This is a genomic window from Peptoniphilus phoceensis, from assembly GCF_001517665.2.
GTDB lineage: Bacteria > Bacillota > Clostridia > Tissierellales > Peptoniphilaceae > Peptoniphilus_A > Peptoniphilus_A timonensis.
Genome location: NZ_LN999809.1, coordinates 187406 through 207121 on the forward strand (window position 1 = coordinate 187406; position 19716 = coordinate 207121).

The 19716-nt window shown below is 31.6% G+C and carries 20 protein-coding genes and 3 tRNA genes; 14 read left to right on the plus strand and 9 right to left on the minus strand.

Translation table 11 applies throughout. The features are described 5' to 3' along the window. Positions 1-368: 368 nt before the first annotated feature. From BN3657_RS05120 to BN3657_RS05165, 10 genes are all read left to right on the plus strand, one after another. Positions 369-1529 (plus strand): poly(R)-hydroxyalkanoic acid synthase subunit PhaE, encoded by a 1161-nt coding sequence (locus BN3657_RS05120; RefSeq protein ID WP_062552037.1) that lies wholly within the window; start codon positions 369-371, stop codon positions 1527-1529. A 79-nt stretch (positions 1530-1608) separates the two neighbouring features. Further along, complete coding sequence (phaC, locus tag BN3657_RS05125) at positions 1609-2676, plus strand: class III poly(R)-hydroxyalkanoic acid synthase subunit PhaC (protein WP_062552038.1); 1068 nt, start codon at positions 1609-1611, stop codon at positions 2674-2676. 22 nt (positions 2677-2698) lie between these two features. Then, positions 2699-3127 carry a MaoC family dehydratase gene (locus BN3657_RS05130; protein WP_019138011.1) on the plus strand — a complete coding sequence of 143 codons (429 nt, stop codon included), beginning with the start codon at positions 2699-2701 and terminating at the stop codon, positions 3125-3127. 401 nt (positions 3128-3528) lie between these two features. Further along, positions 3529-4863, plus strand: coding sequence for an electron transport complex subunit RsxC (gene rsxC / locus BN3657_RS05135; RefSeq protein ID WP_062552039.1), 1335 nt, complete (start codon positions 3529-3531; stop codon positions 4861-4863). Between the two features lie 11 nt (positions 4864-4874). Then, positions 4875-5876, plus strand: a complete 1002-nt coding sequence (locus BN3657_RS05140) for an RnfABCDGE type electron transport complex subunit D (protein ID WP_062552040.1) — start codon at positions 4875-4877, stop codon at positions 5874-5876. After that, positions 5877-6461 carry an FMN-binding protein gene (locus BN3657_RS05145; protein WP_062552041.1) on the plus strand — a complete coding sequence of 195 codons (585 nt, stop codon included), beginning with the start codon at positions 5877-5879 and terminating at the stop codon, positions 6459-6461. 11 nt (positions 6462-6472) lie between these two features. Continuing rightward, positions 6473-7069, plus strand: a complete 597-nt coding sequence (gene rsxE, locus BN3657_RS05150) for an electron transport complex subunit RsxE (protein ID WP_062552042.1) — start codon at positions 6473-6475, stop codon at positions 7067-7069. Continuing rightward, on the plus strand, positions 7069-7647 hold the full coding sequence (gene rsxA / locus BN3657_RS05155) for an electron transport complex subunit RsxA (protein ID WP_062552043.1): 579 nt from the start codon (positions 7069-7071) through the stop codon (positions 7645-7647). The genes rsxE and rsxA overlap by 1 nt, the downstream gene beginning before the upstream one ends. A 9-nt stretch (positions 7648-7656) precedes the next feature. After that, positions 7657-8574 (plus strand): RnfABCDGE type electron transport complex subunit B, encoded by a 918-nt coding sequence (locus BN3657_RS05160; RefSeq protein ID WP_062552044.1) that lies wholly within the window; start codon positions 7657-7659, stop codon positions 8572-8574. A gap of 212 nt (positions 8575-8786) precedes the next feature. Further along, the gene (locus BN3657_RS05165; RefSeq protein WP_062552045.1) at positions 8787-9332 is read left to right on the plus strand and encodes a substrate-binding domain-containing protein; all 546 of its coding nucleotides are present in this window, start codon (positions 8787-8789) and stop codon (positions 9330-9332) included. Between the two features lie 114 nt (positions 9333-9446). On the opposite strand, the gene BN3657_RS05170 is transcribed toward BN3657_RS05165, so the two are convergent. Then, on the minus strand, positions 9447-10241 hold the full coding sequence (locus BN3657_RS05170) for a nitroreductase family protein (protein WP_019138019.1): 795 nt from the start codon (positions 10239-10241) through the stop codon (positions 9447-9449). A 108-nt stretch (positions 10242-10349) separates the two neighbouring features. Here BN3657_RS05170 and BN3657_RS05175 point away from each other — a divergent pair, with 108 nt between their 5' ends. After that, entirely contained in the window at positions 10350-12206 is a 1857-nt protein-coding gene (locus tag BN3657_RS05175; protein ID WP_062552046.1) for an ATP-dependent helicase, read from the plus strand. Then, the gene (gene mgtE / locus BN3657_RS05180) at positions 12193-13530 is read left to right on the plus strand and encodes a magnesium transporter (protein WP_019138020.1); all 1338 of its coding nucleotides are present in this window, start codon (positions 12193-12195) and stop codon (positions 13528-13530) included. The genes BN3657_RS05175 and mgtE overlap by 14 nt, the downstream gene beginning before the upstream one ends. A 164-nt stretch (positions 13531-13694) precedes the next feature. On the opposite strand, the gene BN3657_RS05185 is transcribed toward mgtE, so the two are convergent. The 5 genes from BN3657_RS05185 to sfsA form a co-directional block, all read right to left on the minus strand. After that, the gene (locus BN3657_RS05185; RefSeq protein WP_062552047.1) at positions 13695-14210 is read right to left on the minus strand and encodes a hypothetical protein; all 516 of its coding nucleotides are present in this window, start codon (positions 14208-14210) and stop codon (positions 13695-13697) included. Positions 14211-14282: 72 nt separating this feature from the next. After that, positions 14283-14648 (minus strand): hypothetical protein, encoded by a 366-nt coding sequence (locus tag BN3657_RS05190; protein ID WP_062552048.1) that lies wholly within the window; start codon positions 14646-14648, stop codon positions 14283-14285. Between the two features lie 80 nt (positions 14649-14728). Further along, entirely contained in the window at positions 14729-14944 is a 216-nt protein-coding gene (locus BN3657_RS05195) for a DUF6440 family protein (RefSeq protein WP_062552049.1), read from the minus strand. Positions 14945-14951: 7 nt separating this feature from the next. After that, on the minus strand, positions 14952-15455 hold the full coding sequence (locus BN3657_RS05200) for a GNAT family N-acetyltransferase (RefSeq protein ID WP_062552050.1): 504 nt from the start codon (positions 15453-15455) through the stop codon (positions 14952-14954). Continuing rightward, positions 15428-16144 carry a DNA/RNA nuclease SfsA gene (sfsA, locus tag BN3657_RS05205; protein WP_062552051.1) on the minus strand — a complete coding sequence of 239 codons (717 nt, stop codon included), beginning with the start codon at positions 16142-16144 and terminating at the stop codon, positions 15428-15430. The genes BN3657_RS05200 and sfsA overlap by 28 nt, the downstream gene beginning before the upstream one ends. Before the next feature lie 77 nt (positions 16145-16221). On the opposite strand from sfsA, the gene BN3657_RS05210 reads away from it, so the two are divergent. Continuing rightward, entirely contained in the window at positions 16222-16746 is a 525-nt protein-coding gene (locus tag BN3657_RS05210; RefSeq protein ID WP_062552052.1) for a cysteine hydrolase family protein, read from the plus strand. Positions 16747-16914: 168 nt separating this feature from the next. Here BN3657_RS05210 and BN3657_RS05215 read toward each other — a convergent pair. The 3 genes from BN3657_RS05215 to BN3657_RS05225 all read right to left on the minus strand — a co-directional run bounded on the left by BN3657_RS05215 (position 16915) and on the right by BN3657_RS05225 (position 17173). After that, positions 16915-16990, minus strand: a tRNA-Phe gene (locus BN3657_RS05215). A 7-nt stretch (positions 16991-16997) separates the two neighbouring features. Then, positions 16998-17074, minus strand: a tRNA-Ile gene (locus tag BN3657_RS05220). A gap of 7 nt (positions 17075-17081) precedes the next feature. Next, a tRNA-Ser gene (locus BN3657_RS05225) sits at positions 17082-17173 on the minus strand. Positions 17174-17431: 258 nt separating this feature from the next. On the opposite strand from BN3657_RS05225, the gene BN3657_RS05230 reads away from it, so the two are divergent. Next, positions 17432-19489, plus strand: a complete 2058-nt coding sequence (locus tag BN3657_RS05230) for a heavy metal translocating P-type ATPase (RefSeq protein ID WP_062552053.1) — start codon at positions 17432-17434, stop codon at positions 19487-19489. Positions 19490-19716: the final 227 nt, after the last annotated feature.

Here is a 19716-nt window from a genome sequence, read left to right on the forward strand (position 1 = left end):
AAATGAGCCTACTTTTTTTATGTTTGAATATAATATGTGCATGTAATTTGTATATATTATGATAATATATCTATTTTTTTAAAAATTAACTAAAATAAAAATTAAATTTTTTTATTTTATTCACAAGCTCTTAGTAAAGTTATATTGTATATTTAATGTAAAGAAATAGTTTAAAAAATTTTACTAAAAAATATAAAAACATTTTGACATTATGCTAAATTTTTTATATTATATATCCATAATATTTTACTTTATTAACTTGTTAGTGTTATTACTAGACAAAAGTGGGTAATCTATTTATAAGAAGGAAATTAAGAAATTATTTAAATTAAGAAATTACTTATGTAAAGAAATAGGGGAGGATAAAAATGGCAATGAATTATAATGCTTGGAATGAGATGTTCAAGGCAAGTCAAGATATGATGAATGCTTGGGTTGATGCTTTACCAAAAAGAGAATCTGAGAGTGAAAAAGAAGAAACTGGTGCTTTTGATTTTAGTAAGTATCAAGACTGGGTTAAGTTTCAACAATCATGGATAAACAATTGGCAAGATATGATGAAAAATGCTAGTCCAGAAAATGCATGGTTTAAGGGACCTTACGCATCATGGACAAAAATGATGGAAGCCTATAATCCTTTTGATGCCAGCAAGATGATGGGTGCAGGCACACGTGAAGTTTTTGAAAAAATTTTAAATTCAAACAAACTTTATCTAGGTGTTTATGAACAATGGAAAAAATTTAGCGATGAATTTTTAAAACCTGGAACTGAAGAATACAAGAAAAACATGACTCAACTTGTGGATCAATTTAACAATATTTTTGTTAACAATTTGATTCCTCTTTTACCAAAGGAAATCCAAGCTTTGATGATGAATTCTCAAAGTTATTTCAACACTTATCTAAAGACTGTTGAAAACTTTATTGGACCATGGTCTTTTGCATATCAAAATATTGCAGACATCTTTATGGAAACTTTCTACAAAGATCCCATGAAGTTAGCAGATTCCTTAAAAGAATGGAAAGAAGCATATAATCAAACATTTGGTGTTTTAGTTAAATCTCCTGTTGTTGGAAGTTCTAGAGAAATGTTGGAACAAAATAACAGAGCAGTTGATGCCATGATTGAAATGCTTATATCTGTATCAGAATTTATGACAAAAGCACTTTCTGTTGGGTACAAATATTCTCAAGAAGCTTTTGAACAATATTTTGATTCAGTAGATAATGGAGAAGATCCAAAAACTTTCAATGAATTTTATAAAATGTGGTCTAAACATGTTGAAAATGCCATTGAAACATACTTCTATACTGATGAATTTTCTAAACTTATAGCAAAAACTGCTGATTCAGCTATGATTTTTAAAATTGAATACGACAAGGTAATTGAAAAGGCTCTTGCTGATTTTCCAATAGTTACTAAATCCGAAGTAGATAATGTATATAAAAATGTATACAGCCTAAGACGTGAAGTTAGAGAACTAAAAAAAGAATTGGAAGAATTGCGAGCTCAAAAAGACGAAAAATAATATAAATAAATAGAAAAAGAATAGAAATAGAGCAGATAAATAATTTTAACTATTGATTTGACTCATGGAGGTTCAAAATATGTATAGTGATTTTTTTGATATAAAGACAACTATGGAAGAAAGCATAAAAGCACAAGAGAAGTTTCTCAAGAGTTATGAAAGTATGATGGAAGTAACTAGTGATCATGCAAATCAAACTCCAAGAGATCTTGTTTTTGAAGAAGATAAATTAAAGCTTTACCACTACAAAAAAAGTACTAGGTCTGTTAACAAAGTCCCAACGCTTATAGTTTATGCACTTGTAAATACTCCATCAATGATGGATATAGGACAAGACAAGTCTTTTATAAAAAAACTTGTAGATAGTGGTCTAGACTTATATCTAATAGAATGGGGTTTTCCAACTGCTGATGATAAATATTTAACTTTAGATGATTATATTAATATTTACATTGACGATTGTGTTGACCACATAAGAAAAGAAAATAAGGTTGATAAAATAAACATTCTTGGTGTATGTCAAGGTGGTACTTTTACTTTAATGTACACATCTCTTCACCCAGAAAAAATTAAGAATGTTGTTACTATGGTAACTCCAGTTGATTTTTCTACTGATGATGGTCTTCTATTTAAATGGGGAAAATATTTAAATCCAAATAGAATGGTAGAAGCTTATGGAGTTGTTCCAGGTGAATTTATGAATACTGGATTTTTAACTTTAAAACCACTTTCACTTATGGTCAATAAATATGTGGATGTGATAAATGATTTAGATGATCCAGACTCACTTTCAAATTTTATGACTATGGAAAAATGGATTTTTGACAGTCCAGGACAAGCTGGTATGGCTTATAAAGAATTTTTAAATTCAATGTATAGAGAAAATTTTCTCATGAAAGGTGAAATGCAAGTTGGTGGCAAAAAAGTTGACCTTAAAAAAATAACTCAACCACTTCTTAATCTTTATGCAGAAAGAGATAATCAAGTTCCAAATGCAGCAACTATTCCTATTAAAGAGATTGTGGGAAGTAAAGATTATACAGCTAAATCATTCCCAACAGGTCACATTGGAATGTTTGTAAGTAGAAGAAGTCAAGAAGAGGTTGCACCTACTGTTGTAGATTGGATAAAGAACCACTCTAAATAATCGCAGAAAGGATTGTGAGATTATGGATAACACCAAAGGAAAAACTATTGATGAATTAAAAGTTGGACAAAGTGCTTGTTTTACTAAGACTGTTTCGGAAGCAGATGTTTACAACTACATTGGGGTTTCTGGTGACTTTAATCCAGCCCATATAAATGAAGAATTTGCTAAAAACACAAGATTTAAAACTCGTATTGCTCACGGTATGATTAGTGCAGGTTTTATATCTTCTGTATTGGGAACTCAACTTCCTGGTCCTGGTACAATTTATTTATCACAAGATCTTAAATTTACTCATCCAGTTCATTTTGGTGATACAATAACAGCAACTTGTACTGTTGAAGAAATATTTCCAGAAAAGAATAGAGTTATAATGGATACAGTTTGCACTAATCAACATGGTGATACAGTTATTGAGGGTAGGGCCTTAGTTTTGGCTCCAAAAAAATAAAATATAAAGATATAAGGTGATGTTACAAAAGTAGCATCACTTTTTTGGTTGACAAAAATAAAAGACTTTTATTTTAAAATTAAAGAAAATTAAGATAAAAATTTTTTATAATTAAGTTTAATTTTGTATTTAAATACCCCTTAGATTGAAAATTTCAAAAAACACAATAAATTAAAAATAAAAAAACACTTTTTAATTCATCGAAATATTAAGTTTTTTTGATCTTATTTTTGATAGCAAATATCAGAAATGATAGATTAGAAATGACTATATTTTAATGATGATAAAGATTTCCCAAAATCAATTTTTTTAGTAGAATAATGTACTTTAATAAAATTTAGTGTTATAATTATAACAAATGGTAAAAATATAGGCTTAAGCCGAATAAGGGGTGAAGTTTTATGAGTTCAAGAAATCTCACTTTTTCCGTAGGTGGAGTTCATATGGACGAACACAAAACTTTGACAGAAAAAATTGCAATTGAAAGGATGCCAAGTCCAAAGATTGCCTACATACCAATGTCACAACATATAGGAGCGCCATGCTCACCCGTTGTTTCTAAGGGAGATTCTGTAAAAGTTGGTCAAATTGTTGGGAATTCTGATGCTTTTATTTCAGCAGCTATACACTCTTCTGTATCAGGTACAGTTAAAGAAATTAAAAAGATGTATACAGCTGATGGAAGGTATTGTGATTGTGTCGTTATAGAAAACGATGGCAAAGATGAAATGACTGATGACCTTAAATCTTTTAAAGATTATAAGGATCATCCCATTGACGATTTAATTCCTTTTATTAAAGAAAAGGGAGTCGTAGGAATGGGGGGAGCTGGTTTCCCTCTTCATGCTAAATTAAAGGGTGAAGATCCAGTTCTAGATGAATGTATAATAAATGGTGCAGAATGTGAGCCTTTCCTTACATGTGACCATAGAATTATGCTAGAAAAAACTGAGGAAATATTAGAGGGTTTAGATATCTTCTCATATTTTTATAACAAAGAAGCTTCTTACATGGCAATTGAAGAAAATAAACCTGATGCAATTGCAAAAATGGAAGAAGTTATAGGAAAAAATCCTAATTGGAATCATTTAAAAGTTGTGGGTTGTAAGACAAAATATCCACAAGGTGATTCAAAAAGACTTTCTGAAGCAGTAGTTGGAAGAATTGTTCCACAAAATGGTGTAACAAATGATGTTGGAGTTTTCCTAACAAATGTTGGTACTACTCTTGCCTTCTACGAAGCTATGATCGAAGGAAAGCCTTCTTATGAAAGAGTAATAACTGTTTCTGGTTCTGGTATTAAAGAACCTAAGAACATTCTCGTTAAAATAGGTACTCCTGTTGGAGATATTCTTGATTTCTGTGGTGGAGTAAAAGACAACTTCAAAGAAATCATCTGTGGCGGTCCTATGACTGGTAAGTCAGTATTTAATCTTGACTCACCTGTTACTAAGACAACTTCTGGTATTTTAGTATTTACTGAAGAAGAAGTTACAGAAAGAATTGAAACTCCATGTATTAGATGTTCAAGATGTGTTGATCACTGTCCAGCTAACATAAATCCAACTGATATTAATCATGCGATTTTAAAGGGCGATGTTGATTTATGCATGAGTTTACACGCTGATCAATGTATGGAATGTGGAATATGTTCCTTTGTTTGCCCAGCTAAGAGACATCTAAGTGCATCTGTAAAATTAGCTAAACGAGAAATCAAAGCTAATCAAAAGAAATAGGAGGGATCAATTTGGAAAATAATAAATTAAATAAAGATCCGATGACAGTAAATGAAGCACGTTTTGTTTCGTTAGCTCCTCACATTAGGTCAAATGACACTGTTAGAAAGATTATGCTTGATGTAATTATCGCACTTGTTCCTGCCATGATTGCTTCAGTTTATTTCTTTGGTTCAAGGGCTGTTGCTCTTTTAGCAGTTTGTATTGGTGCTTGTGTATTTACAGAATTAATTACACAAAAATGTCTAAAGAAAACTGTGCAAATTGCCGATTTATCTGCTGTTGTAACAGGTATTCTTATTGCACTTAATATGCCTCAGTCTTTTCCACTTTGGATGGCTGCTTTCGGATCAGTTTTCGCAATATTAATAGTAAAAGAATGTTTTGGTGGTATTGGATTTAACTTCATGAACCCAGCACTTGCAGCAAGACTAGTACTTATGACTTCTTGGCCAAAACAAATTACAGATTATATATCACCAGAATTATTAAAGCAAGGTATAACAACAGCTGCAACTGTAGATGGTATGTCTTATGCTACACCACTTCAAGTTATTGCTTCTGGTGAAATTTCAAATCTTCCATCAATGGGAGATATGTTTATTGGAAATATTGGCGGTGTAATAGGAGAAACTTCAGCCATTGCACTTCTAATAGGTTTTGTTTACTTAGTGGCAAGAAAGGTAATTTCTTGGGAAATTCCTGTAATTTATGTTGCATCAACTGCAATTTGCCTATTTATTTTAGGAATTCCTATGGAACTTATTCCTTATGAATTACTTGCAGGTGGTTTGTTACTTGGTGCTATCTTTATGGCAACTGATTACACAACAAACCCAATAAATAGAAAGGGAAGAATAATATTTGCTCTTGGATGTGGTATTTTAACTGCAGTTATAAGAGTTAAAGCATCTCTTCCTGAAGGTGTTTCATACGCAATATGTCTTATGAACCTCGCAACACCATTAATTGACAAACTTACAATATCAAGTGCATATGGGGAGGCGAAGTAAATGAAAGAACCAGTAAAATTTGGGATTATACTTTTAGTATTCTGTGCATTATCAGCTGGACTACTTGCTGCAGTAAATAATGTTACAGCTCCAGTAATTGCAGAAACAGAACTTAAAAATACACTTGCATCATATGAAGAAATCTTTGGTGACTCTGCCGATAGTTTTGAAGAATATGATCAAGATAAATTAAACTCATTAAAAGAAAAATATCCAAATATTGAAAAAATCTTCGTAGCTAAAAAAGGCGAAGACCTAGTTGGATATGGTGTTAATGTAAAATCAAATGGTTATGGTGGCGCTATGACAAATGCCCTTGGTTTCCTACTTGATGGAGATAAAATCGCTGGATTTAGAAATATTTCTAACGGAGAAACAAGTGGTTTTGGTTCTAGAATCACAACTGATGAATACTATCCATCTTATGAAGGAAAATCAGCTGCAGGTCCACTAGAAATTTCTAAAGAACCTAAGGCAGAAAACGAAGTTATGTGGCTTACATCAGCTACAATATCTTCTAAGGGTGCTCTTGCAGGTTCAAATGACGCCATTCAAGTTTATAATGAAGTTCTAAAGAATGAATAAGGAGGTTTAAAATGAAATTATCTAAAGTATTTTTAGACGGTGCTTTCAAAAACAATCCCGTATTCATCCAACTTATAGGGCTTTGTTCAACACTGGCTATAACAAATAGTTTAACAAACTCATTAGCAATGGGTATAGCAGTTACTTTCGTTCTTATAATGAGTAACGCAGTAGTATCTGCACTTAGAAAAATAATACCAGATAAAATAAGAATTCCTTGTTTTATCGTAGTAATAGCTACTTTCGTAACATTAGTACAAATGATTCTTCAAGCATACTCTCCATCAATTTATGCAGCACTTGGTATTTTCTTACCACTAATCGTAGTTAACTGCTGTATACTTGGAGAAGCTGAAGGTTTCGCATACAAAAATGCACTTATTCCATCAATTGTTGACGGAATAGGAACAGGAGTAGGATACACAATTGCAGTTCTTGCAATGGGACTTGTTCGTGAATTTTTTGGATATGGAACTTTATTTGAAAAACAAATTTTGCCAGAATCCTTCCCAGGAATTGGTCTTATGGGAGCTCCAGCAGGTGCCTTCATACTTTTAGGATTCTTGATAGCAGGATTTAAATTATTACTTAACAGGAGGGCAGACTAATGTTAGAAAGTATTCTTACAATATTAATATCAACAATACTTGTAAATAATTATGTTTTTGCTCAGTTCTTAGGAATTTGTCCCTTCTTAGGTGTATCTTCCAAGACAGAAACTGCCCTTGGAATGGGAGTTGCCGTTACCTTTGTAGTTGTTCTTGCATCTGCAATAACATGGCTTATCCAAATTTTTGTATTGGACAAATTTGGACTTGAGTATTTACAAACAATAGCATTTATTCTTGTAATTGCATCACTAGTACAATTTGTAGAAATGTTTATAAAGAAATCATCACCTTCACTTTATCAAGCAATGGGTGTATATCTTCCGCTTATAACTACAAACTGTGTTGTACTTGGTGTTACAGTTTTAAATGTTCAAAATGGATATAACTTAATAGAAACAATATTTAGTGGTTTTGGAGCTTCAATTGGATTTACATTAGCTTTAGTATTAATCGCAGCACTAAGAGAAAAATTAATGTTAGCAGACGTACCTAAGGCACTTCAAGGAGTTCCTATTGCACTTGTAAGTGCTGGTCTTATGGCCATTGCATTCTCAGGTTTCGGCGGATTGGTATAGGAGGTAATTATGGAAATTAGTACAATACTTACCCCAGTGGTGTTTTTAGGAATAGCAGGAGCTTTTTTCGGAGTTATACTTTCCATAGCATCAAAGGTTTTTCATGTTGAAGTTGATCCAAAGGTCGCTGAAGTAAGAGATGCTCTTCCAGGAGCAAACTGCGGAGCCTGTGGTTTTCCAGGATGTGATGGACTTGCAGAAGCAATAGCAAATGGAAAAGCACCAGTTAACGGTTGTGTTATTGGGGGCGCAGAAACTGCAGAAAAAGTCAGCCAAGTAATGGGTGTAAATGCAGAAAATGTTGATAGAAATGTTGCAGTAGTTCACTGTCAAGGTGACTGCAACAAGGCAAAAAATAAATACGACTACAATGACCTAGTTGACTGTAGACTTATAGCGGACTACCAACAAGGAGCAAAAGCTTGTAACTATGGTTGCTGTGGTGGAGGAACTTGCGTTAGCGTTTGTGAATTTGACGCAATCCACATGGTAAACGGCGTAGCAGTAGTTGACAAGGAAAAATGTGTTGCATGTATGAAGTGTATCAACATTTGTCCTAAGAAAATTATTTCACTTAGACCTTACAAATCAAAAACAGTTGTTGAATGTAAGTCACTTGATCCAGGAAAAGTTGTTAGAAATAATTGTAGCATTGGTTGTATTGGATGTGGCATCTGTGAAAAGAATTGTCCAAAAGATGCAATCCATGTAGAAAACAATTTAGCATCAATTGATTATGACAAGTGTATCAACTGTGGAATTTGTGTTTCAAAATGTCCAACAGGAGCAATTTATTGCGAATATCCTGAAAGAGTGGAAAAGATGAAACAAAAGGAAAAAGAAAAGAAAGAAAAAGAAAGACAAGCAAAAATCGAAGAAGCAAAGCTTAAAAAAGCTCAAGCAGAAAAAGATAAAGTTAATGCTTGATCTTTAAAATCTATATTAAGGAACTGCCGTGCAAGCGGCAGTTTTTTCTTGCAAATTTTAAAAAAATTTTAAATACATTTCTTTAACTCCTTTAAATTTATAAAAGCTTCACAAAATTTTGCTCTTCTATTTTTTTTTTTTTTTTTGAATAATGTGATATCCTAGTAATAGGATAAATTAAAAGTAAAATAAAATTTAAAGGAGTGTGTATTATGAAAAGAAAGTTTTATACTAAAATTGCTTTTGCCTTACTTATAATGATCCTATTAACTTCTTGTAAGTCTAAGGAGAAGGCAGCAGTTGAAAATACTTCCAATGGAAAGGAAGTTAGCCAAGAAAATGTAAACAAAGAAAAAAACGGCAAGATTGAAGATAAACTCTTTATAGAAAAAGAAAATCCAAGAATTGTTGCTATGTCAATAAAAGCTGCAAAGGCTTTAAAAGTTTTGGATTATGAAAATGTAGTGGGAGTTCCCAGTGGAGCAGAATCCCTCTATCCCGATGCAAGTAGTATAGGCGATGAAATGGATCCTGATTTTAAATTAGTAAAAAATCTAACTCCAGAACTTTTACTTACAGATAAAAGTGTAACTTATGATAAGGCTCTGGGACAAAAGGTTGATGATATCGCTTATGCTTCAGCTTCTTTTGAAACTTTAGAGGACACAAAAAATGGTATCATGTATTTTGCCAAGGGCTTGGGCTTAGATGAAGATGCCACTAAAGAAAAAATAGATTCACTGACAGAAAATATTTAGAATCATTAATTATTTGTTAGAAACTTGAAAAATCTCCGCAATTTTGTGGAGATTTTTTCATGTAAAAGACAATAAAAAAGAAGGGAGATAAACCCTTCTTCTCTGTCCTTATAATTATAGTGTAAAGGAGCCAATGTAATAATATTTGCCTGCATCCTTTAAGTCAATTGTCCATTTCTTTTCTATGCCCTTAGTTTTTAACATTTCTTCCATGTAGAATAAGATTACTCCCATATCAATAAGTGATCTTGTGTCCTCATCAGATTTTACCATATAGGCTTCAACATCTGATCCTTTAACTACAAATCTCCAAGGTTGGAAATTTTTGTGACTTGGTGCATATCTAACAGATGAAAATACATCGAAAATTCCATAGTTTTCTAAAGTTTCAATGGAAATTGGATTGCCTATCATGTCTGCGAAGACGATTTCATCTACAGTAAGTCTTGAACTTGTTACTTCTGGGTCAAATAGTTTTTTCTTTTGTCCATATCCAATTGCTATTAGATAGTCTATTCCTGTTCCATTTTCTCCAAAGATTGCTTTTTTAGTATCAATGTCAACATTGTCTACTGTTATCCAACAAGTGTCAATATCTAGGTCTACTATTTTTGTGTTTAATTTTTCTAGGCAGTAGCCACCTTTTAATATGTTAAGTGGTTTGTCGTCTTTAATATCAAGGGCAATATAGTGTGGAGCTTCAATCATAACTCCAGAGTATCCTGCCTTGCCTCTAAGACCTTCAGCCACGATTTTTCCGTTTTCGTAAAGAGAAAAGTCAATGTCTTTTTCTTCCGTGTCCATTTCATCCATAAGTAATTTTATATTTTCTAAAGAATCTCTTGGCACTGTATCTTTCTTAAAATTTCTCACTGATTTTCTTTTTTGTAAAAAATTTGTCATTAACATAGTAATACCCCCTAAACCAGTTTATATTAAGATTATATCATAATAAAGCCTTTAAAAATAGATTTAAAATAATCCGCCTATAGTTTAAACTATAAGAGGAGGGATAAAGTGAATTTAACAGCAAGTCAATTAAAAGCGGTAGACCATTTTGAGGGACCAGCTCTTGTTTTGGCAGTTCCTGGTGCAGGCAAGACTACAATGATATTACACAGGACAAAAAAGTTAATAGAAAAGGGAGTGGACCCCAAGAGTATTCTCACAATTACTTTTTCAAAGGCTCAAGCTGTGGATATTAAGATGCGTTTTATTGAGATGGACGGAGATAAATTTGTTCACTTTTCCACAATTCATGCTTTTTGCTATTCTATTGTGAGAGATTATGCAAAAAAGTATGGTAAATCTCTTAGTTTAATTGATTCTAATTTAAAAAAGAAATATGAAATTTTAAGAGATATTTATAAGAGTGTAAATAATACTTATCCCACAGAGGAAAGGGTGGAAACGGCGATTTCAGAAGTGGGTTATTGTAAGAATATGATGCTTTCACCTAAGTCTTTTGCCAAGTCCAAGAGATGTGAAACTGATAATTTTGTAAAATTTTTTGAGACTTATGAGAAGTTTAAGAAGGATAAGGGTTTAATTGATTTTGATGACATGATAAATCTTTCTTATGAAGTTTTAAAAAATGATTCTGCAATTTTAAAGAAATACAGGGACAGATTTAAGTTCATACAACTTGATGAAGGTCAAGACACGTCTAGGAGTCAATTTCAAGTTTTAAAACTCCTAGCTAAGCCTAATAATAATTTATTTGTTGTAGCAGATGATGATCAGTCTATTTATGCTTTTAGAGGAGCAAATACTGAAGAACTTTTTAAGCTTCAAAAAGAATATGATGATATAGCGACTTTTTATATGGAAGAAAATTTTCGTTCAACAAAAAATATTGTAAATATTGCAAATATTTTTATTAGTCAAAATGAAAAAAGATTCGAAAAAACTGTCATAACAAATAATCCCTTTGACAAGCCTGTAAATATTATTAAGTTAAAAGAGCCAAAGGATCAGTATGGTTTTATAGAAAAGGAATTGGAAAAGGACAAGGGGGATATTGCAGTTCTTTATAGAAATAATCTCTCTAGCATTGGACTTGTGGAATATTTTGAGAGAAAAAATTATAGTTTTAATATTAAGGATAAAAAGACAAAGTTTTTTTCTCATTTTATAACTAGAGATATCTTGGATATTTTAAATTTTTCAAGAGATTTATCAGATATTGATTTGTATGAAAAATTTTATTTCAAGCTAAAGGGATATATTTCAAAAAGACACATTGAGTACTTAAAGAGGAATAGGGGGAAAAATGTTTTTAATATTCTAAAAAATTATCCAGATCTTCCTTCTTATTATCATAAAAATATTAATGGTCTTTTAGTTGGATTTAAGAAAATTGCAAGAGTTGATGTCTATGAAGCTATTGATTATATTGACAAGGAAATGGGTTATGGCGATTATTTAAAAGAAAATGCCAAGAGGTTTATGGAGACAGAATCTACTTTAAATGAATATCTCTATTATTTAAAATTGATTGCCAAGTCAACTAAGTCTTTGGATTTATTTATTGGAAGGTTAAAAGAATTAGAGTATGACCTTTTAAAGGCAAAAGATGCTGGAGCAAAGCTCACTTTTTCAACAGTGCATTCTGCCAAGGGTCTTGAATTTTCGCGGGTTTTTGTTGTAGACTTATATGAGGGAACATTGCCGTCAACTTCAAGCATAGAGGATTTGCGAGAAGATCCCGAACTTTATGAAGAAGAGAGAAGGCTTTTTTATGTAGCCATGACAAGGGCAAAAAAAGAGCTTTATCTGATGTACTCCCACTATACAAATGGAAGGAAAAATGAAATTTCTTCTTTTGTAACAGATTTGGAAACTTTGGCAGGAGCGAAAAATGAACATAATTGATGAAATTAATAATATTATATTAAAAAGGGACCAGGCAGCTGCTAACAATCTCTTTGAGGAATATCATCCAGTTGATATTTGTCTTGAGCTTGAAGATTTAGAAGAAGATGACTTGGGAACTTTTGTAAAACTTTTAAATAGAGAAAATATAGGCCTTTTACTTGAGTCTGCAGAAGATGAACTAGCAGAAATGACTATGGGATTTTTCAGCAATGAAGAACTTATTGAAATTTTTACCTTAATAGAAAATTCTATAGTTGCTGACCTTTTAGGATTTCTTCCAACTGCTAGAAGAAAATCTATTATGTCTTTAATAAAAAGTGAAGATAAATATGTCTTAAAGATGATTTTGTCCTTTGACGAAGAATCGGCTGGTTCTATAATGACGACAAATTTTATTGCTTTAAGAGAAAATTTGACAGCAGAACAAGCTGTAAAAAAAATAATTTCAATTTCACCAAAGACTGAGATAATTGATAAAATTTTTGTTACAGATAATTATCACAGGCTAAAGGGAATTGTAACTATGAGAGACCTCTTAGTTTGTCATGCAGACACACTTTTGCAAGACATAATGGAAGAGAGCGACTTTTATGTTTACGGAACCGATGACCAAGAAGTGGCAGCAAATTTATTTAGTAAATATGAACTAGATATTTTGCCAGTTGTAAATAGCAATTTAGCAGTTCTCGGCGTAATTACTTCAGATGACATCATAGCAGTAATTGATCAAGAGCATAATGAAGATATGTTGCAGATGCACGGTGTTAATGCAGATGAAGAATACGACTCTAGCATTTTTGATTCTTTTAAATCAAGAATTCCTTGGCTAATAGTGAATTTAGTGACAGCCTTTTTGGCATCATCAGTTGTAAAGGGATTTGAATCTACAATTTCTCAAGTAGTTGTCTTATCAGCTGCAATGCCAATAGTAACTGGAATGGGTGGTAACGCAGGTTCACAAACTCTATCTATTATAATAACTTCCCTTGCAAGAGGAGAGTTGTCCTTAAAAGAAGATTTTAAGCTTATTTTTAAGGAAATTTTCTTGGGACTTACTGAAGGAGCCATTATCGGTCTCTTGGCTGCAGGAGTTTTTGTATTCTGGCACCACAATCTTTACCTTGGTCTAATTTTATTTTTGGCGATGATTTTAAATATGATAATTGCTTGCTCCATGGGATTTTTAATTCCTTTGATATTGGATAAATTAAAAGTCGACCCTGCAATAGCATCATCAATTTTCTTGACAACTTTTACAGATGTATTTGGATTCTTTATATTCCTAGGTCTAGCAACAGTTTTTTTACCAAAATTAATATAAAAAGTAGAATATAGATATATTAAAAAACATATTAAGATTCCTCCTGATAAGATAATAAGAATCAGGAGGAATTTTATGTCTTCATTTTACAAGCCAAGACATGAAAATATCAGCCTCATCCTATAAGGAGGGCTGATACACAAAACTTTTTTCACAATCTTAACTTATTTTGCTGTTAAATTCCCAGTATAATGTCCTGCCATAATTAAGGTTTTATTATCATTTTTACTAGTAGTATGATGTAATTTTAAATCTCCAGAATACTCCACTCCATTAACTTCAGTTTTATAGTTTTTAATTAAGTGTTTATATTCAAAGTTTCCTTCGTTATTTTCATTAATTATGACAACTTTGTAGTTATTTAAAGTTTTTCCATCTTTTGATTTTTCATAGGATATGTCACTTTCTTTAATATTTTTCAAATCAGAAAAATTATAGAAGTTTTCCTCTTCATTAAAAGTTTCTTCATCTAAAGTATTAGATGCTTGATTTTCGTTGATGTTTGAAACTTTAGATTTATTTTCTTCTGGATCTGTCATTTTATTACTGTTTTTTTCAACATTCACTAGATTATTTTGCTTGTTAACTTCGGTATTCTTTGTATTAGTCTTATTATTACAAGCGACTAATCCAATTGAAAGAATAAGAAGAATTGAAATTTTAAAAAAGCTATTTTTCATTAATACTCACTCCAAAAATATAATTAGGAAGTCTTTATAAAAAAACAATACTTATTAAAATTAAAATATTAATTATTTAGCTAATCCTGCTTCGTATAAATTTCCTACATAAGTACCTTTAAATCTACTTGGTCCAACTTGAACTGTTGATTTTAAATAGATAGTTCCTACAAATCTCACTCCATTCCTATGAATTTCATAATTAGAAATATAAGGAGCAAAATTAGCATGTTCTTGATAAAAAACTTTAGTGAAATCATAGATGACATCATCCTCTGTACCAAAAACAACTACTTTATTGCTAATTGAATTTAGTTTAGGGTTGTTACTCTCTATTGAAGCGATTTCATTATTTTCACTTGCAAAAACGTTTACAAAGACGGACATTAAAATAAACACTAAACTCAATTTCATAAGTTTTTTGGAAATAATTTTCATAATAAACTCCTTTACTATAATATAAAGACTTCCTATTAGTAGGATACCCTAAAAAAAAAGCAAACAAACAAAAGAATTTTTCAATCTCTTTCTTTATAATTTGCAATTTCTCTCTTACTTGAAACGACAACTTTGCCATCTGAATCTAGGAGGGGAGTGATTCCCATTCCGTAACCTGCACCTATGTAGAGATAATTTACTCCAGTTTCTGTGTCTAAGAGAATTTCCATGGTCTCAGTAAGAGTTCCTTCTCTAAAAACTTTTATAAATCTTTTGTCATCCTTATCTTTAAACATTTTAACCTCACAATATTTTTTCAAAGGCAAGTCTTTCGTTCCTGCCAGAGAGATAAACTAATCCAACGTATTTATAATTTAAAGACTTTAAAAGTCCTTGCATTGTCTTATTACCCCTGTGGGTGTCTATCCTCACAGACTTAAAATTATTTTCTCTTGCATAAGATTCTGCAAGTTCAATGACCTTTCTTCCGTAACCTTTCTTTACTTCACTCCCAAGAGTGCCAATTCTGTGAAGTGCCACATAGGCTTTTGGACTATTCCATTTTCCATCTAAGTTCTTTTCATAATCGAGATCATAATCATAAATTATCACTGTGGAAACTACTCTATTATTATCTTCAAGGACAAAAATATTTTTGTTTGCTATTAGATTTTTAAAATTGTCCAAGTTTGGTTTATCTTGACCCTGCCACTGGTTTATGCCAAGGGATTTTAATTTAAGAGAGCCATCTTCATAAATTTTTTCAATTTCTATTCTATCTATCTCTCTTGCAAGTCTAAATTCCATTTTTCCTCCAAGACAACTGGCACACTATCTGCAATTTCAATTTTATTTCTTTCTACATAAGAATCATAAGCGAGGACTTTTACACCAGCTTTACTAGCCCTTAAAAGTTCTTTAGAAAAATTTTTGTCAGTAACATAATTTGGTGTGAAAAACTCTACATCCTTCATTTGAATTACAAATAAAATATAAGTTAAGTAATCTTCACTAGAATCAATAAGACCTTTTATGTGTTTTAAGCCCCTTTTTGTTGGAGCATCGGGAAATGCAACTATTCCATTATTTTCTAGAGTAACACCCTTTACTTCCATAAGAGCCTTTTTTCCCTGGCCTTCAAGATAAAAATCAAAGCGAGAATCACCGTGAGTGTATTCTCTTTTTATTTTACTGTATTTAAAGCCAAGATCAATCTTATTTTGAAGAAGAGCTTCTTCTACGACTTGGTTGGGAGCCTGAGAGTCTATATTTATAATTTTTTCGCCTTTTACAACTGCTATTAAGGTATAAGAAGTTTTTCTCTTTTTATTGTCATTGTAAGTTACAAAAACTTTAGTGCCTTCTAAGAGAAGTTCCTTGCATCTGCCAGTGTTTGGCACATAGACTTCTAAAATCTTTGAACCTTTTTTGCAATAGGAGATAAATCTATTCTTTCTGTATAAAAATTCTGCTTTTAAAACGCTCTTGTATTTCATAATTCACCCCAAAATATTATACAAGTAACTTCTATTTATGTAAAATATGGAGTAAGATATTGAAAAGGAGGGAAACAATGGACGTTTTAGTTGTTATTGATATGCAAAATGACTTTGTAACAGGGTCTCTAAAGACAAAAGATGGGGATAATTTTTTAAAAAAGATTGTAAAAAAAGTAAATGAGTTTGATGGGGAGGTGGTTTACACACTTGATACTCATTATGATGATTATCTTTCAACAAATGAAGGAAAAAATCTTCCCATTGAACATTGTATAAAGGGAACTTGGGGTTACGAAATCCCTGATGAATTGAAGAAAACAAAATCTTTTGAAAGTGCAAAGAAGTTTGAAAAAAATACTTTTGCTTCAGTAAAACTTGGAGAGTATTTAAAAGAGCTAGACGAAAAAGAGGGAATAGGAGATATTTATTTTCTAGGTCTTGTGGCTGATATTTGTGTAATATCAAATATTTTATTAGTTAAGGGATTTTTGCCAGAGAAAACTATTTATATCTATAAAGATCTTACAGAGGGTTTAAGTGATGCTAAAAAAGCATCGGCAATAGATGTTTTAGATTCATGTCAAGTAAAAGCAATATAAAAAATAAAAAATCCTATCCTTAAATAATTTAGGGATAGGACTTTATTTTTATAAGAATTTATAATTATATAAAAATTTATTTAATCTTTACAAGTTCATAACAATATCCTTACATAAATATTAAACTTATAAATAAAAAAAATAGTACCAAATGCTTGGTACTATTTGTGGTGCCCAGAGCCGGAATCGAACCAGCGACACGAGGATTTTCAGTCCTCTGCTCTACCGACTGAGCTATCTGGGCAAGTAAATGGTGGGCCTTCAGGGACTTGAACCCGGGACCTACCGGTTATGAGCCGGGCGCTCTAACCAACTGAGCTAAAGGCCCTCACCATTGGCGGAGAAAGAGGGATTTGAACCCTCGCGACCCTAATCGGGACCTACTCCCTTAGCAGGGGAGCCTCTTCAGCCACTTGAGTATTTCTCCAAATTGAAGGTCACTCTTTAGCAACTTACTTTAACTATTCTAAAGGAATATGTTATTTTTGTCAACTGTTTTTTAAAAGTTTTTACAAGAAATTTAAAAAACGGTTTTTTTCGGCTTCTCTTGCTTTAGTATTATCTCACATAATATAAAAAAAATAAAGACTTAATTTAAATCCATTGACATAAAAGATGAAAGTTATATAATGAATATATGAACAAGTATCGAAGTATAAAATGTAAAATAAAAAAGGAGGAATTTATGGATAAATATACTTTTCACTTAAGAGGTCTTACCTGTGCCAATTGTGCAGGCAAGATAGAGGAAGAACTCAAGTCAAAAGATGAACTCAAAAACTTGCATTATGACTTTCTAAATGACGAACTTGTATTTGAAACAGAAGAAGATTCAATAGAACTAAAAAGAAAAATTCAGGACATTGTTGATTCTATCGAAGATGGAGTTGTAGTTACAGAGGATTTTGAAGAAGAACTTGAAGAGGAGGAAGAGGAAGAAAACTTTTCCATATATAAGTGTATTTTTGCTTTTGTAGGACTTATTGTTTTACATTTTGTTGACTTAAATGAAAAAGCTAGTCTTATTTCTTATTTAATTTTATACCTCGTGATTGGATTTGATGTAATAAAAGCTTCTATTACAAAAATTTCTTCGGGAAACTTTATGGATGAAAAATTCTTAATGACAATTGCATCTATAGCTGCCATTATATCTGGCGAATACGCTGAAGCTGTTGCTGTTATGTTATTTTACAGTCTTGGCGAAATAATCCAAGATAAGGCTGTAGATTCATCAAAGGATTCTATCAAAGAAGCTTTAAAATTAAAACCAGAATTTGCAAATTTAATTAGCCAAGGCGAGATTAAAAAAGTTGATCCCAGTGAAGTTTCAATAGGACAAAAGATTTTGATTAAGCCTGGAGAAAAAGTTCCTCTTGATGGAAAAATAATAAAGGGGTCTTCCAATCTTGATACTTCAAATATATCTGGAGAATTTGCACCAGTTTCTCTTGAAGTAGGAGATGAAATTATTTCCGGATTTGTAAATTTAGATTCTTCCCTTGAAGTTGAAGTAACAAAAACTTATAAAGAAGGAACTATTGCAAAAATTATTGATATGGTAAAAAATGCCAGTGTAAACAAAGCAAAAGTTGAAAAATTTATCACTCGATTTGCAAAAATTTACACTCCAATAGTTATTGGCCTTGCAGTAATTTTATTCTTGTTCTTAAATTTTGCAACAGACCACACTGCTAAGGAAGCACTTTACAGGGCGGCCATATTTTTAGTTATATCTTGCCCTTGTGCTCTTGCGATTTCTGTTCCACTTACAATGTTTGCAGGAATTGGCTCTCTATCTAAAAGATCAATTTTTGTAAAGGGAGGTAACTCCATTGAAGCTCTAACAGATATTGATGGAATTGCCTTTGACAAGACTGGCACAGTTACTAAGGGAGAATTTGAAATTGCAGAAGTTGAAGAAATTTCTGCTAAAAAAGATGAAATTTTAGAAATTGCTTCAGTTGGCGAAGCTTATTCCACTCACCCAATAGCCAAGGCTATTGTAAAAGCTTTTGAAACTAAAAAAGTTCCTGAAAATTTGAAGAACATTGGTGGAAAAGGAATTGAATTTGAACTTGAAGGGAAGTCCTATATTGTTGGCAACAGAAAATTAATTGATGATTTTAATATAAAAATTGATAAAGATTACACTTCAAATTATGTCGATGTTTTTGTAGCTGATAAAGAAAAAGTTCTTGGAATTATTAAACTAAAAGACCAAATTAAAGATGGAGTTAAGGAAAGTGTAAGTGACCTTCACCAAAGAGGAGTAAAAACTTACATGTTTTCTGGAGACAAGGACTCTGTTGTCGAAGAAATTGCAAAAGAAGTTGGAATTGATTATTATAAGGGATCTCTTCTTCCAGAGGACAAGGTAAGTGAAATTAAAAAGATTGAAAAAGATAAAAAAATTGCCTTTGTTGGTGACGGAACTAACGATGCACCTTCACTTGCATCAGCATATTTAGGTATAAGTATGGGTTCTGGATCAGATATTGCCATAGAAACTTCTGACATTGTTCTTTTAAAAAATGATATTTCTTCTATTGTAAGAGGAATTGATATAGCCAAGAGGGTAAAGAAAATTGCCTACCAAAATATTTTCATTGCCTTGTTCTTAAAAGTTGTAGTATTAGGACTTGGAGCAGTAGGATATGTATCAATGCCTCTGGCAGTTTTTGCTGATGTAGGTGTTGCCTTACTTTGTATTGTCAATTCACTTAGGGTTTTTAAAGAATAATAAATCATAGTAAAATGCTATGATTTATTAGCTTTAATGAATAGTTTAGTATTTTGAAAAACAATATTTCTCTTATTTTAGAATGTTAATTTGTCTAGAAGTCTTGAAAACACTAGACCAAAATAAATATTTATAAGGGCTATATATTTTCACCATAAAAAAATAATAATATTGATTGAAAAAATAAAAGTATTATGTTAATATAATGACAGAAGATATGAATATAA